This window comes from Jezberella sp., assembly GCF_964834465.1.
In genome coordinates, this window is record NZ_CBAZRM010000002.1 from 18,549 (window position 1) to 33,790 (window position 15,242).

At 54.8% G+C, this 15,242-nt stretch carries 13 protein-coding genes; 9 read left to right on the plus strand and 4 right to left on the minus strand.

Annotated elements, in window-relative coordinates:
- Positions 1 to 52 precede the first annotated feature (52 nt).
- From AC1W8Y_RS01415 to phnN, 5 genes are all read left to right on the plus strand, one after another.
- Positions 53 to 958 carry a branched-chain amino acid ABC transporter permease gene (locus tag AC1W8Y_RS01415; protein ID WP_482012678.1) on the plus strand — a complete coding sequence of 302 codons (906 nt, stop codon included), beginning with the start codon at positions 53 to 55 and terminating at the stop codon, positions 956 to 958.
- A complete protein-coding gene (locus AC1W8Y_RS01420; RefSeq protein WP_482012679.1) occupies positions 955 to 1,941 on the plus strand; it encodes a branched-chain amino acid ABC transporter permease in 987 nt (328 codons plus the stop codon). The genes AC1W8Y_RS01415 and AC1W8Y_RS01420 overlap by 4 nt, the downstream gene beginning before the upstream one ends.
- Positions 1,935 to 2,687 carry an ABC transporter ATP-binding protein gene (locus AC1W8Y_RS01425; RefSeq protein WP_482012680.1) on the plus strand — a complete coding sequence of 251 codons (753 nt, stop codon included), beginning with the start codon at positions 1,935 to 1,937 and terminating at the stop codon, positions 2,685 to 2,687. Before AC1W8Y_RS01420 ends, AC1W8Y_RS01425 begins: the two co-directional genes overlap by 7 nt.
- Positions 2,684 to 3,397 (plus strand): ABC transporter ATP-binding protein, encoded by a 714-nt coding sequence (locus AC1W8Y_RS01430; RefSeq protein ID WP_482012681.1) that lies wholly within the window; start codon positions 2,684 to 2,686, stop codon positions 3,395 to 3,397. The genes AC1W8Y_RS01425 and AC1W8Y_RS01430 overlap by 4 nt, the downstream gene beginning before the upstream one ends.
- A gap of 63 nt (positions 3,398 to 3,460) precedes the next feature.
- Positions 3,461 to 4,015 (plus strand): phosphonate metabolism protein/1,5-bisphosphokinase (PRPP-forming) PhnN, encoded by a 555-nt coding sequence (phnN, locus tag AC1W8Y_RS01435; RefSeq protein WP_482012682.1) that lies wholly within the window; start codon positions 3,461 to 3,463, stop codon positions 4,013 to 4,015.
- On the opposite strand, the gene AC1W8Y_RS01440 is transcribed toward phnN, so the two are convergent.
- Both AC1W8Y_RS01440 and AC1W8Y_RS01445 read right to left on the minus strand, forming a co-directional pair.
- Complete coding sequence (locus AC1W8Y_RS01440) at positions 4,012 to 5,682, minus strand: thiamine pyrophosphate-binding protein (RefSeq protein ID WP_482012683.1); 1,671 nt, start codon at positions 5,680 to 5,682, stop codon at positions 4,012 to 4,014. The two genes, phnN and AC1W8Y_RS01440, sit on opposite strands and share 4 nt — an antisense overlap.
- Before the next feature lie 2 nt (positions 5,683 to 5,684).
- Positions 5,685 to 6,761, minus strand: coding sequence for a malate/lactate/ureidoglycolate dehydrogenase (locus tag AC1W8Y_RS01445; protein ID WP_482012684.1), 1,077 nt, complete (start codon positions 6,759 to 6,761; stop codon positions 5,685 to 5,687).
- 180 nt (positions 6,762 to 6,941) lie between these two features.
- Between AC1W8Y_RS01445 and pehA the strand changes: the two genes are divergently transcribed.
- Positions 6,942 to 8,480: a phosphoric/sulfuric ester hydrolase PehA gene (pehA, locus tag AC1W8Y_RS01450; RefSeq protein ID WP_482012685.1), complete on the plus strand. Its 1,539-nt coding sequence runs from the start codon at positions 6,942 to 6,944 to the stop codon at positions 8,478 to 8,480.
- Entirely contained in the window at positions 8,480 to 9,136 is a 657-nt protein-coding gene (locus tag AC1W8Y_RS01455) for an HAD family hydrolase (RefSeq protein WP_482012686.1), read from the plus strand. The genes pehA and AC1W8Y_RS01455 overlap by 1 nt, the downstream gene beginning before the upstream one ends.
- A gap of 28 nt (positions 9,137 to 9,164) precedes the next feature.
- On the opposite strand, the gene AC1W8Y_RS01460 is transcribed toward AC1W8Y_RS01455, so the two are convergent.
- The gene (locus AC1W8Y_RS01460; protein WP_482012687.1) at positions 9,165 to 9,986 is read right to left on the minus strand and encodes a hypothetical protein; all 822 of its coding nucleotides are present in this window, start codon (positions 9,984 to 9,986) and stop codon (positions 9,165 to 9,167) included.
- Between the two features lie 84 nt (positions 9,987 to 10,070).
- Entirely contained in the window at positions 10,071 to 10,961 is an 891-nt protein-coding gene (locus tag AC1W8Y_RS01465; RefSeq protein ID WP_482012688.1) for a LysR family transcriptional regulator, read from the minus strand.
- Between the two features lie 100 nt (positions 10,962 to 11,061).
- Here AC1W8Y_RS01465 and AC1W8Y_RS01470 point away from each other — a divergent pair, with 100 nt between their 5' ends.
- Complete coding sequence (locus AC1W8Y_RS01470; protein ID WP_482012689.1) at positions 11,062 to 12,612, plus strand: NADH-quinone oxidoreductase subunit L; 1,551 nt, start codon at positions 11,062 to 11,064, stop codon at positions 12,610 to 12,612.
- Positions 12,605 to 15,169 (plus strand): YbcC family protein, encoded by a 2,565-nt coding sequence (locus AC1W8Y_RS01475; RefSeq protein WP_482012690.1) that lies wholly within the window; start codon positions 12,605 to 12,607, stop codon positions 15,167 to 15,169. The genes AC1W8Y_RS01470 and AC1W8Y_RS01475 overlap by 8 nt, the downstream gene beginning before the upstream one ends.
- The last annotated feature ends 73 nt before the right edge of the window (positions 15,170 to 15,242 follow it).

Below are 15,242 nucleotides of genomic sequence, written 5' to 3' on the forward strand. Positions count from 1 at the left end.
TGAGTTTGTCGTGGGTCGGTGATTGCATCACCGACCTCAACCGGAGAAGTGCTTGGATCCCAACGCGTTAATTGAATGCTTTAGTTCGATGTCCTGCATCGTGACTCAAACGAGTGCTGGCCTGATTGTCGGGTCATTGCTTTTTTTAGTTGCTGCTGGGCTGACCTTGATTTTTGGCGTCTTGAAAATCGTTAATTTTGCGCACGGCTCGCTTTATATGCTGGGTGCCTATTTCGCCCTGAGTGCGTTTCGAGTAACCGACAATTTCTTCCTTGCCGTGATCGTCGCAGGCCTGGGCGTCGCCATTTTCGGCGTCTTGTTCGAACGATTTCTCATGCGCCGTGTCTACAACGCCGACGTGTTGATGCAATTACTGGTCTGCTATGCCGTTGTGCTCATCATGGATGATGCGGTCAAGATTATCTGGGGGGCAGAATTTCAATCCATGGGGATGCCCGCCGACTTTCAGTTACCCCCCTTCTTTATCGCGGGCGGCGTCGTGCCCGTGTTTTACCTTTTCCTCATCTCTGCAGCTGCAGTGATTGCGCTAGCGCTCTGGTATGTATTGACGCGCACTCGGATGGGCAAAATTGTGCGCGCTGCCGCCCACAATCCATCGATGACGTCTGTCCTGGGGTTGAATACCAGCTTAATTTATGCGGGCGTTTTCGCGATTGGCGGGTTGCTGGCGGGTCTTGCGGGTGGTCTAGCCGCGCCGGTGCGATCGATGTCCGCGGGGATGGGCTTTTCAATTTTGATCGAATCCTTCATCGTGACGGTGATCGGCGGCATGGGCTCGGTGATGGGCGCACTGGTGGGTGCGCTGATGATCGGGTTGGTGAGGTCTTTTGGCTCTATTGGTTTCCCGCTGTTTGTCGAGGGGTTGATGTTCTTGGCGATGGTATTGATTCTGGTCTTCAAACCAAGTGGCTTGCTCGGCAAGGAGACCCGTTTATGACGCAGCGTGTCAAGTTCAAACGCGAATGGTCGCTTGCCATCATCACACTGCTGGTGCTGGTTGCCTTTCCCTATTTCACGGGCTCCCGGACCGCGCAGGATTTTGTCATCCGGCTGGCTGCCTACGGCGTTTTCGCCTCTTCACTGAATATTTTGGTGGGCTATGGGGGCATGGTGTCTTTTGGTCATGCCATGTTCTTTGGCGGCGGCGCTTATGCATTTTCACTCTTGATGCAAAAAGCTGGCACTTCCATCCCCGTCGGCATTCTCGGTGCGATCGCCTTTTGCGCACTGTTAGGGCTCGTGGTCGGATCGATCTGTGTCCGACTGAAAGAAATTTATTTCTCTTTCATTACCCTTGCCTTTCAAATGCTGGTTCACAGCGTGATCCTGACTTGGACATCGCTGACGGGCGGCGACCAGGGCCTCATGGGTGGTGTACCACGCCCCGTCTTTTTAGGCATGAATTTGGCCAACAACACGACGCTTTACTTTTTTGCGGTGAGTGCCGGTGTCGTTTGTCTGTTGTTGATGAGGTATATCTTGCAGTCCCCTTATGGTTACACCTTGCGCATGGTGCGTGACAATGCAGATCGAGCAAGATTTTTGGGGATTGATGTCTGGCGGGTCAAACTTTACGCCTTCATGCTGGCAGGGGTCTTTGCCGGAATCGGCGGGATCATCATGGCCTTGTTTGTTTCTGGCGCTTACCCCGACTTCAGCTATTGGACAGTTTCGGGCGAAGCAGTCTTCATGATCATGATGGGTGGTCTACATGTGTTTATTGGCCCCTTGGTCGGTGCTGCGTTGTTGCTCTTGTTCAACGACGTGATCTCACGCAACACTGAGTTTCACGGGATGGCTTTAGGGATCATCGTGTTGCTGTTTGCGCTGGGCTTCAAGCGTGGCATCACCGATTTCGTCCTTCAGGCCCTCGCCAGACTTAAACACAAAAACAAGCACAAGCAGGCACCCTCATGCTAAGTGTTGAGCACCTTTGCAAATCCTTCGGCGGCGTGGTTGCAACTGCCGATGTGAGCATTCACTTTCCCACAGGGTCTTTAAGTGCCGTGATTGGCCCGAATGGTGCCGGCAAGACGACATTCTTTAATCTGATTTCCGGGGCCATCCCACCAAGCGCTGGTCGCATTTTGCTCGACGGGATGGATATCGTCGGAAAATCAAGCAGTGAGATCGTCAGACTCGGGATTGGTCGGGCCTTTCAAGTCGCCAAACTGTTTAAAACCTTGACAGTCGAGCAGTCACTGCGCGGCGCCTTGCAGTCCCCCTTGGGTCAATCGTTACAGATGCGCGGTCGGTTTCCACTTCACCACACCAGAGATCGCGCGCATCAGGTCATGGAGCAACTCGGTTTGCAATCCAAGGCTGATGTAGTCAGTGGCAACTTATCGCATGGCGATCAGAAGTTACTCGACATCGCGCTGGCCTTAGTCTTGGACCCAAAGGTTTTACTGCTCGACGAACCCGTCGCAGGCATGGGGCCGGAAGAGCGCGAACAGATGATCGAGACCGTCTATGGCCTTTGGCAGCAAGGTGGTCTGACGGTCGTGTTGATCGAGCATGACATGGATATTGTTTTCAGGATTTCGCAGCACATTCATGTGTTGTCCTACGGCAAAGTGCTAGCACAAGGGAGCGCCGAAGAAATACGCAACAACCCTGCCGTTATCGAGGCCTATCTTGGCACACCACAGGGGGCCCACGCATGATCAAGCCCGTGCTCAATGTCGATAGAATCAATGTGTTCTACGGCACGAGTCAAGTGCTCTTTAATCTATCCTTCGACGTGCAGCCCGGTGAAACGCTTGCCTTACTCGGGCGTAACGGTGCCGGCAAAAGCACCACCATGAAAACCATCGCTGGGGTGCTAAAGGCCAAGAGCGGTGACATCACCCTTAACGACGCCTCGATTACGCAACGTCCATCGCATCTGATTGCGCGTGCAGGTATCGGTTTCGTCCCAGAAGATCGTCAAATTTTTCCTGATCTTACCGTTCAGGACAATCTCGATATTGCGATCAAACGAGGGGCTAAGGGTCAGGACGACTGGAGCCTAGATCGGGTCTACAGCATGCTGCCGTTACTTGAGCCATTGAAAGATCGCTTGGGTGGCCAGTTATCGGGCGGTGAACAACAGATGCTGACCGTCGGTCGCGCCCTGATGGGTAACCCGGATGTACTGCTGCTGGATGAACCGAGCGAAGGGCTTGCGCCCATCATGGTTCAAAAAATTGGCGATTTGATCCACGCATTGAAACAACTCGGTAAAACCATTGTGCTGGCCGAACAAAATTTGCACTTCTGTTTAGGCTTGGCCGATCGGGCAGTGGTCATCGACAAAGGCATGGATGTCTTTTGCGGCACCATCGCAGAACTGAACACCAACGCTGACATCAAACAACGTTATCTGTCAGTGTAGAATCCGCGCATAGATCCTGCTGACAGTAGCAGCAGGTCGTGTGCGACGAGTCAGAGGCGGCAGATGACATCGGGATTGTTCATGTTTGTGGTGGGCCCCAGCGGCGCAGGCAAAGACAGCTTGATCGACGGTGCCAAAGCCGTGCTTGATCCTGACAGATTTGTCTTTGCGCGCCGCGTCATCACTCGACCGAAAGACTCGGTCGGTGAAGACCATGAACCGAGCTCTGTGGATGCCTTTCATGCACGGGTGAGCGCTGGTCAATTTCTCGTGTCATGGCAGGCTCACGGCTTGAGCTACGGACTACCCTTGAATCTGCTCGATGTTGTGCAACAAGGCCAACACGTGATTGCCAACGGTTCACGCAATCTGGTCACTGAATTGGCAAACAAAATTCAGTCATTCGTTGTCATCGAGATCTCGGCACCACCCGCCGTGTTGGCACAGCGCCTTTCTCTGCGAGGCCGTGAAACCCAAGACGATATTGCCAAACGATTAAACCGTATCGTGACCCCCTACCCCCCTGGCGTCAAGGTCTGTCATGTCACGAATGACCAAACACTCGAGATCGGTATCGAGCGTTTTTTAGCAACAATCAGAACGTTGACAAAGGCCTAGTCGCCGAACCCATTGGCGACGATGACCTCAACCAGATTGGGTTGACCACTTTGAACAGCACGTTTGAGCACCAAAGCCAATTGGGTCGGATCCGTGACTCGCTCAGCCGCCATGCCCAACCCATTGGCCACACCAACGAAATCGATCGCGGGATCATTCATATCCATCGCGGTGAAGTGATCCGTGCCGCGCATCGCCAACAAACGCTCTTTAATGATTCGATAACTGCGATTGTTGATGATGACGTAAGTGATAGGCAGCTTGAAATGCGCGGCTGTCCACAGCGCCTGAATGCTGTACATGGCGCTGCCATCGCCAATCGTAGCGACGACAGGCCTGTCAGGCTGGGCCATGCTCACCCCAATCGCCCCTGGCATGCCGAAGCCCAACCCGCCGCTGGCCAAGCTATAAAACGAGCGTCGATCATCGGCCGCAAACATCATCGCGATGCCAGCCGAGGCGGTCAAGGTTTCATCCACCAGAATGACATTATCTGGCAGCACATCAATCAATTCAGACGCCAAGTAGCGTTGATCGATCGGCGTCGTGTGTGCAGCGGTAGCAACCTCTTTTTTAGCAAGCGCCCGTTTGGCTGACCAGTTCGATGTTGACAGCGATTGAAGACGCTCGGCGGCTGCTTGCGCATAGGCTTGAGTGCGCAAGCTTTTAATAACGGGCAATAAGGCTTTGATGGTTTCGGCGACATCGGCCCGCACGGCGATATGGGTAGGATAGTTTTTGCCAAGTTCCCAATCGCGTTCGCTGATATGCATGACGGGCATCCCGTCGGGCAAAGGCTCAACATCATTGCGCGGCGACATACGCAGCAGATCAGCCCCAAGACATAACAAGTGATCGTACTGCGAGAGCGTCTGGCGGATCTTGACTTGGTTGCGTGTCAGATCGCCCATATTGCACTGATGCGAGGCGGGATATCTGGCGTTGTAGGGAACTGACTCTAGATAGACGGCCGCCCCCAACAATTCGGCTAATTCAGACGCTTCACCGAACACGTCGCCATCCGCAATCTCTTTGCCGGCAATGATGACTGGACGTCTCGCACCCAGCAAGGTCTCTGCGAGACGCTTTAGCTTGGCATCGCTGGGACGATTGCCCGTATCTACACGGGTGACAAAACCGAAGTCAATCTCTGCTTCTTCATCCAATACCGAACCTGGCAAACTTAAGAACACAGGCCCCATGGGTGGCGTCATGGCAATTTTTGCAGCTCGCCTCACAATACGGGGTAGATCTTCGATACGCTGAACTTCGAACGACCATTTGACCAGAGGTGCGGCAATCTCGACCAAGCGGTCGTAAAGCAAAGGCTCTTGCAAGCCGTAACCGACCTCGTACTGACCTGCCGTAATCAGCAGCGGCGAGCCTGAAAACTTGGCGCTGTAGATCGCCCCCATGGCGTGGCCTAACCCTGGCGCGCAGTGCAGATTGCAGGCAACTAGTTTGTTAGAGGCGCGCGCAAACCCATCTGCCATTGCGACAACAATAGACTCTTGTAAGCCCAGCACGTAGGTAAGTTCCGGGTACTTAGGCACGGCCTCCATGATGGCAAGCTCGGTGGTGCCGGGGTTGCCGAACAAGTGGGTCACCCCTTCATCCAAGAGCAGGCGGATGAACAAATCCCGACCGGTCATTCTTTCAGCGGCCATCGTTATAGCCCAGCCAATCGGGTCATTTGGTCGGCATCGAGCCCGAGCTTGGTCGCCGCGGTCAGCAAGTCACGCCAGGTGTTTGCATCGACGGGAATGCCCTCTGCCAAGCGCTTGGCGCGCGAGACGCGTTCTGGTTCTCCAGCGAGCTTGACACCATCACTACCTGGCATGGCGGGCGACGCTTTCACCCATTGCACAAAGTGATGCATCTCTTCTTGAAACAAAGCCCCTTGCCCAAACTTTTCGGGATCAAAAATAATCGTGAACATGCCATTCAGAATTTCTTTGCGGCCATCAGCGGGGGTGCGGCACGTCATACCCGCAGCCAATGCCCCACCCAGTAGTTCACAAATCAGTGCCATACCAAACCCTTTGTGCTCACCAAAAGTACGCAACGCACCATAGGGCTCGATCACGCCAAAGCGGGGGTCGGTGGTCGGATTGCCGTGATTGTCGAGCATCTGCCCAGGAGGCAATTGCTCGCCTTTATTATGAGCAACCCTTGTCTTGCCTTGTGCAACAACGCTTGTCGCAAAATCCAGCAATATCGGCTCACCGCCTTTGACAGGGATACCGACCGTAAAGGGGTTAGTGCCAAACCTCGCGTCAGCACCTCCCCAGGGGGCAACGATCGGGCGGGACACCACGTTCACGAAATGCAACGAAATGAGATTCTCTGCCACTGCCATTTCGGCCCAGGCGCCAATACGACACAAATGGTGCGAGCTACCCAAAGCGACCATGCAGCTGCCGTATTGTTTGGCTCGTTCAATGCCGAGCACCATGGCCTCATGACCAATGACCTGACCAAAACCGTGCTGGCCATCGAGCGCCAACATGGCGCCACCATCCATACGCATCTGGATGTGGGCATTTGCTTTCAAACCGCCCGCCAGAAACGCCTCGGTATAGCGTGGCAACATGCCAACGCCGTGCGAATCGTGACCGGTGAGATTGGCCTGTACGAGATTCTCGGTCACCAGTTCGATCTCGCGAGCTTCGCTGCCATACCCTGCGACCAGATATCGCACAGCGGCACTGAGTTTATCGGCGGGTATCAGGTGCATGACTGCCATGAGGTCTCCATTGATCGACTTAAGGTCATTATTTTTTGGTTATCAGAGCATAGCGCAAGGCGGGTCAGCAATCCAACTGAGCCGACGGCAAGACCGGGGTTTATTGTGACGGGTCGGTGGCAGAGGTTTGCGTTATAAGATTGCGCTGATGGGATTGCTTTGGTTGCGAGAGCGTTGCACATGAAGAAAAAGAATGTATTGATGATCGTCGTCGACCAATGGCGCGGGGACACCTTGGCCAAATTGGGGCATCCGGTGATCAAAACCCCCAACATTGAAGCGCTGTCTGCCGAGGGCGTCACGTTTGCCAAGCACTACACACAAGCCGTGCCTTGTGGCCCGGGCCGAGCATCATTGCTGACCGGTCTTTATATGATGAACCACCGCGCAGTGCAGAATACGATCCCCCTTGATGCCCGCCACACTAACTTGGCATTAGAGGTGCGTAAAGCGGGTTACGAGCCCGCCCTGGTGGGCTATACGACCACCACCCCTGACCCCCGTGCGACGGCAGCGCAAGACCCGCGTTTCAAGGCGCTGGGCGCCGACATGGAGGGCTGGCATGCCGTGGGATCATGGGGTCTCAATAATGAAGCCTACTTTGCCTGGGTCGCCACGACAGGCTTTGAGGTGCCTGCGAATCCCTATGATATTTGGGCCCCGCTTGGCGTCACTGAGGGCGAGATTGGTGCCACCAATCGAGCGGCCGTGGTGCCCGCTGAGCTCTCGGATACTAACTGGTTTACCGACAGAGCCCTTGAGTTTCTGCAAGGTACACAAGATAGGCCCTGGTTTCTGCATTTGGGCTACTACCGCCCGCACCCGCCGTTTACCGCTTGCGCGCCGTATCACGACATGTATCGGGCAGAAGATTGCCCCTCAGCCATTCGCGCAGCGTCGCCAGCGGCAGAAGCCAGCCAGCATCCGTTACTGGATTTTTATATTCAAGCCGGTCAGCGTCGCAAGTTCTTTCAGAACGGTCAAGGCAAATCGGCGGAGATGGACGACGCCGAGATTCGACAAATGCGCGCGAGTTATTACGGGATGATGCGCCATGTGGATGATCAGCTCGGGCGTGTGTTTGAATTTTTGAAAAAAACGGGTCAATGGGACGACACGTTAATCGTGTTTACCAGTGACCATGGTGAACAATTGGGTGACCATCACTTGCTGGGCAAAATTGGCTATTTTGACCAGAGTTTTCATATCCCCATGATCGTTCGTGATCCCAGACCTGAAGCGGATGCGACCCGTGGTAGCGTCGTGCATTCGTTTACCGAGACGATCGATACGATGCCGACCATTTTGGATTGGTTGGGGCTCGCTACGCCAAGGGCCTGTGATGGCCGATCATTAATGCCATTTGTTGAAACAGGCGATGCCCCCGACTACTGGCGCACCGAAGTTCATTACGAGTTTGATTTCAGAAACATCTTTTACTCAAAGCCAGAGGAGTTTCTTGGTATCAATATGGATGAAGCCTCGCTGTCGGTCATCCAGAACGAACACTACAAATATGTTCATTTTGCGGCGCTTGCACCGCTGTTTTTTGATCTGAAAAAAGATCCGGGCCAATTCAATAATGTTGTCAACGATCCCGCCTACACGACAGAAGTGTTAAAAATGGCCCAGAAAATGATCAACTGGAAGATGATTCACGCTGACCGCACCCTGACCGGATACGCGGCTTCACCTGAAGGCCTCACGTCGAGACAATGATGCAAGCAAAACAAGTACTGAGCGAATATCAGTCATTGATCTTTGATCTCGATGGCACCTTGATGCACACCGAGCCGGACATCCGCAAGGCGATCAATGGCGCGTTGCGGGATTGCGGCTATCACGAACTGCCCGAGACGTTGGTGCTACCCAATCTGTACAGCACCTTGACCGATATCATCTCTGAAGCGACCGCGACCATTGGCGTACCTGCGTCAGCGATCTCCGAGCTGCATGACGCTTATCGAGTGCACTACAGCGAGCAAGCACATCGCCACTCTGCGCTTTATCCAGGGGTGATGGATTTTTTAAAAGCGTGTGCGACGCGCGGTTGTGTCATGGCGGTTTGCACCAATAAGAACGAGGCTTTCGCGCTTCAGGCACTCGAACGGACAGGTGTGTTGGATTTCTTCGTTTGCGTCACGGGGGGCAACACCACAGAACACTCGAAACCACACCCATTACCACTCACGCACACGCTTGCTAAGATGGGCACTCGCGCCGATGAATCGATGATGCTGGGAGACACTCACGTCGATGCCGCTACCGCACACCATGCGGGCGTCGCCTTTGCCTTATACAAAAATGGGTATGGCGGGTCTCGCGTGCACGACTACCCGGCGCGCACCAGTTTTGAGAGTTATCTAGACCTATAGGCCGTCGCTCAGGCAGCCTTGCCCTTTCTTAGAAATCAACCGGGACTGAAAAGATCGCTTTGACCGTCCACGAATCGCTCGACGAATTAAGCCCACGCCCGATGCCAAACTGAAACGGCACGAGCCCTGCATCGACATAGGCAACCGCAAAGACGGTTTGACCGGTGGTCTGCAAGTTAACGGGATAGGCGAGCGACCCTAGGTTTGAATAATACTCGGCGCCCAGAGAGAAATCTTTGGTGATTTCTCGCGACACTCTCAACGCGAAGTTGAACATGGGATTTTGGTTGGTGTAGGGCTGGCTGAACTGAAAATCAAAAATCGGGTTCGCGACCACCAGCCATTGGTCAAAATGCTTACCAATGATAAAACGCGCCTCGCCCGAGTAACGCGATTCCTCGTACTGGTAAAGCGTATTGGATAGTTCAACATTCACGCCAGCAAAAAATTCATCGCCTTTTTTTTCTTGAATAGGTAGCCACTTAATCCGACCCTTAAAACCAGCGTAGTTCCAGTTACTGCCGACCACCACGCTATTGACGTACAGGCCTAGTTCGATGTCGTGACCGATACCGTAGGCAAATTCTGGGGTGATGCGGGTATTACCTTGGTTCATGACCTCCCCGTGATAACTTGGCGAGGTGACGCCAGATGGTGTCGTGTTGACGTGCATTTCGAGACTGTATTCTCCACGAGCATTGATCTCATCGTCGTAGACTTGAATCTCATCTTGCAAGACCGCATGGCTCGCGCTCATCCACAAAGCAAAAAAAACCAAGGCAGTGCCGCAGCAAAACGTCTTTAACTGGAGCCGCATCGGACGAAAGTTCAGTGGCATAGGCTTACGCATGATCGTAGACTTTCATAAAACCAAGGGATAACCCTTTACTTATAACCGATTAACTGACCTCGAAACTGATATTTGCATCGCTGCTCAAGCGTCAGCATCTCGACTGATCAGGGTTTCAAGCAGTTCGATGCGGTGTCGATGAGGGATGGTGATGGCGAAGAAACGCTCTTGCAACTCAGTCGAGTGGCCCACTGTTACCAACACACCCGCTCGCAACTCATCTTGCACCACCACCTCGGGCAGCACGGTGAGCCAACCGCTGTCGCGCGCAATCAAACGAAGCATCGCCATGTCATCGACCTCGGCTCTCAGCCTTGGCTGTATACCTGCTGCCGTGCAGAGCGCATCAAATTGACCACGCAGCGCATGTCGAGGCCCGGGCAGTGCGATTTCCAACCCATCCAGATCCTCAGGTATTCGCAGGCTTTGTGACTGCCAGCGGCTACTCGGTCCGACCAACGAGATGGGCTGACTTCCCAGAAAGCGACAATGCAACGGACGGTCGGGATCGGCGGGGACGGTTTCATTGGCGAGCACCACATCCAGTTGATGTTGCAGTAACCGTGCGATGAGCCCTTCTAACAGACCGGATTCGAGAGTCAAGACGACACCGGGGTCAGCGAGCAAGGGGCGGATCCAATTCTCTTGGTAGTTGCGCGATAGGGTGGCCACGCTGCCGACACGCAGGCGGGTAACGCCCGCCGTACGGCCCTCTAGTCGACCTAACATTTCTTGCCCAAGACCGAAGATATTCTCGCAATAAGCAAAGACGAGCTGCCCCGTATCCGTCAACGTCAGTCGGCGGGCTTCACGCGTAAATAGCTCTTCGCCAAGCCGCTGTTCTAGCTGACGGATCTGTGCAGAAACCGCCGATTGTGACGTGTGCAACGCTTGGGCGGCACGGGTGAGATGACCTAGCTTGGCGACCCGCCAGAAATAGAGCAAATGATGAAAATTCAGTTGATCTAGGCGCATCGTTCGTTTTTTGATATGAATTGGTTCTAATCAATGTAATTTACAAAACGAATCCGTGCAAGCATCATCTCTAGCGTCAGGTTCAACATAAGGTCAAACAATGGCTATCGCTCAGGGTTGGCACATCAGTAGCGCATTAGCACCCATGATCCTCATGGTGGCGACGATGTTATTCGCTCAAATCAACGGCCTCTCAGCGACAAGACGGTGGGGTGTCTTTCAAGCGATGTCTACCGGCGCGCTCATCTTTAGCGTGATCGCTCTCGTGGGACAGCCGGCCGACTTGGGCGGATTTTCTGTCTTGCAGGCATCGCCTTTGGGGTTGACCTTGGCCGTGCTCGTGCAGGTGCTAGGGACAGTCATTGGTAGCTTTTCGTCTCGCTACTTAGCAGGTGAAGCTGGTCAACAACGTTACGTGATCGCGCTTGCAGGCGTTCTGGCCAGTGTGCACTTACTGCTGATCGCCAATCATTGGTTAGTGCTCATCGCGGCGTGGGCTTGTATTGGCGTCGCTTTGCAAGGTCTGTTGTGTTTTTACCCAGACCGCCCTTTCGCCAGACTCGTTGCGCACAAAAAACAGATTGCGGATCGGTTAGCCGACCTGCTTCTGCTGATCGCTGCCGGGTTCGCCTGGGCAAGCGTCGGTAGTGGCTCATTATCTGCACTCTGGGATCATCTTGCTCTGTCTGGCATGTCTGCCTCGTTGCAAACCAGTGCTGTTGCGCTGACACTTGCTGTTGTCTTGCGTTGCGCCTTACTGCCAGTGCATGGTTGGTTAATCCAAGTCATGGAGGCACCTACGCCCGTGTCTGCGCTTTTACACGCTGGCGTTGTCAACCTGGGCGGCTTTGTGCTGATTCGTTTCGCCCCATTACTTGAGCAGGCTACGTTTGCGCGCGCGTTGCTACTATGCTTTGGGTTAACCACGGCGTTTTTGGCAGGCATGGTGATGTTGACTCGCATCAGCATCAAGGTGAGGCTCGCCTGGTCAACGGTGGCGCAGATGGGTTTCATGCTGCTCGAATGTGCCGTCGGTCTTTACACCTTGGCAGCACTGCATCTTATCGGTCATTCGCTGTACAAAGCCCACACCTTTTTATCGGCATCGACGATCGTTCGTCAGACAAGTCTGCGCGCGTTACACCAAGGCACGTTACCCACGACAAGCAGCGTGGTCGCAGCACCGCTATTGACCATCCCTTTGGTGTTATTGATTCAGTCGCTCTCTGACGGTGCCGCCTGGCCTGCCTGGTGGAGTGTCGTGTTAGCGCTTGCGTGGGCACCCTTGTTATGGTGGGGGGAGTCGGCTGAGCAAGGGCCCGCCCGTTTGAATAACCGCTTGTCTGGTCTGCTACTCGTGGCTGGGCTCACAGCGATCACCTCAGTTGCACACGGGTTGCCGCTCGGCCTTCAAAACGCACCTCACCAGTGGCTTGGGCTGGTTGCGCTGTTGGGCATGGGTGCACTGTATCTGGGGCTTGCCGTCTTGCAAAGGCAACCAGCGATGCTATCGCGCTGGCGACGCTGGAGCTACGCTGGGTTTTATCTGGACGAAGTCTACACCCGACTAGCCTTGCAGCACTGGCCCACCCACTGGTTACGTGGCTCCCACAGCACCGCTGCCATCCAATCCGGAGAACGCCATGAATGACCTCCTCGACAGTGACACCGATCAAGTGCCCCTGGTCGCCCCAAACGCGCAGTCTGACAACGCCCAAGACCCCGCGTGGCAAGGGCTCATTGAAGCAGCGTGTCACGCCGCCTGTGGGGCAATTGCCCCAGCGTGGCCACTTGACCGTGCCATTGCGGTCAATCCCCACTGGTCACGCATCAGCCTGCCTGTAAGGCGGGTTGCGGCACGGATGGCTGTGCTTGGCGGCATTCAGGTGTTCCCCCCGAGACCTTTACAACAACAGGCCTGGCTTGCCGAGCGGATCAGTGCCGCTGATTTGCAACAGGCAATCGGTCGATTGCCAGAAGCGACGGCGCTTGGTCTGACACCGCAGGACTGCATTGACGCTTTACCAACGCGGGCAAATATTGAACAACTGCCGCTGCTCATTGACGCGCTTGATAACGACCCACAGCGGCATACACGGCTATCCTGGCGACAAGCCCTCACCCATCAAGTCAGTCAAACGTGTGCTGCGTATTTCGACGAACAGCAGGCCGATTGGCAACCGACGCGTGACCAGGGCTTGTATGCGTTCTGGCGAGAAACGCTGACGCATGATCACGGTATCGGCCTGCTAATGGGCTTGCCCCAGATCGGCTCAGCCGTTGAGGTGCTTCCAGCCACGGCTGGCGATGCAGAGCGCTGGGCACTGAAGCGACTTGGCTTGCCACCAGCAGTCTGGGCAGACTATCTAGAAGCTGTCCTTCTGACGGTCAATGGGTGGGCCTCATGGTGCGCCTACTTAAACTGGCAAGCGAGCTTGGAGGCCCGCACCGACCGCCACCTGCGCGAACTCTTGGCGATCAGGCTAGCTTGGGGCGCGCTACTGGTGCAGTGCAAGGACGATGTCAGTTCAAAACAAGCATTCGATCAGCTGCAACAAGCCTGGCAACACGCACCCTTGACCTTGCAGCAGGCCGAACAGGCATTATTGATCGATGAGATTTGGCAAATAGCACTTGAGCTTGGCTATCAAAAGACCTTGGGCAAGCAGCTGCTTGCTGTCGGCACCGTGCCCGACTCACCCGGTGCTGCACAGCCAGACGTCGAGGTTCAGGCGGCCTTTTGCATTGACGTACGCAGTGAACGCTTGCGTCGAGCGTTAGAAGCAGCCTTGCCCACGATCCAGACGTTGGGGTTCGCAGGTTTTTTCGGTCTGCCGATCGCTTACACACCGCTGGCAACCCATGCACGTCGTCCGCAATTGCCAGGCTTGCTTGCGCCGTCAATCGAAGTAACCGACTGTATCGCTCAATCAAATCCGTCTGCACGCGAGACCGATGCACAGGCCAATCTGCTGGCCGGACAGGCTCGCCGAACACGTCTGTCCAGGATAAATCAATGGCATGCTGCAAGCCGTTGGCCCGGCGCCGCCTTTTCGTTCGTCGAGGCGGCAGGCCTGGGATATCTTGGCAAACTAAGTCAATGGCTCTTGCCGAGTAAAGCACCCCGCGCACAGGACAACCTCGCTGGCATACCGAAACGCTACCGCTCGGTGTGCCGACCACAACTGATTGGTTTAGATGTCGACAGAAAAATCTCACTGGCAGCGCAAGTGCTACACGCGCTGGGCCTCGATCAGCACCTAGCGCCCCTTGTGCTATTCGTGGGACATGGCAGCCAATCAGCCAACAACGCGCAGGCGGCAGCACTCGATTGTGGCGCTTGCTGCGGTCAGACGGGGGAAGTGAATGCTCGCAGTTTGGCTCACTTGCTCAACGATCAGTCCGTGCGCCAAGGCCTCGTTGCCAAAGGGATCAACATCCCGGACAGCACAGTTTTTATTGCAGCCATGCACAACACGACCACCGACGAAATCGAAGGTTTCGACCTTGACTTACTACCCGCACCTGCGATCGACAAATGGGCGAAACTGCAACCAGCACTCACTCAGGCGAGCCACAGCGTGCGCCGCGAACGGGCACCCAGCCTTCGACTCAAGGCTGATGGTGCGGATAATCACTTGCTCAACCAGTTGCGTCGTCGTGCCAACGACGGTGCACAGACTCGACCAGAGTGGGGCTTGGCGGGCAACGCTTCTTTTCTGATTGCCCCTCGACAGCGAAGCAGTGGCTTAACACTTGCTGGTCGTAGCTTTCTGCATGATTACGATGCCAGTCGAGACAAGGATGGGCAGGTACTAGAACTCTTGTTGACCGCACCGATGTTGGTCACCCACTGGATCAACTGGCAATACCATGCGTCTACCTGTGACCCTAGTCGCCTGGGCAGCGGCAACAAGGTATTGCACAATGTCGTCGCGGGAACCCTAGGGGTCTTTGAAGGTAACGGCGGTGATCTGAGGATAGGGCTTTCACACCAATCTCTGCACGACGGCCGACAGTGGATGCACGAACCCTTACGTCTCACGGTCATCGTCGATGCGCCCAGAGAAGCGATCCAAGCTATCATCAACAAGCACCAAGTCGTCAAACAATTGCTTGACAACGATTGGCTTCACCTCTGGCGCTTCAAACCTTCAGGTTTCGAGCGCTATCACCGTGGCGAGTGGTCGGCGTGTGATTTGACGTAGACCGAGGCTGATGCATTGTGCTTAGCCATCTGAGCACCTATCATTGCGTTGTTGTTCATGCGATTGACTACAG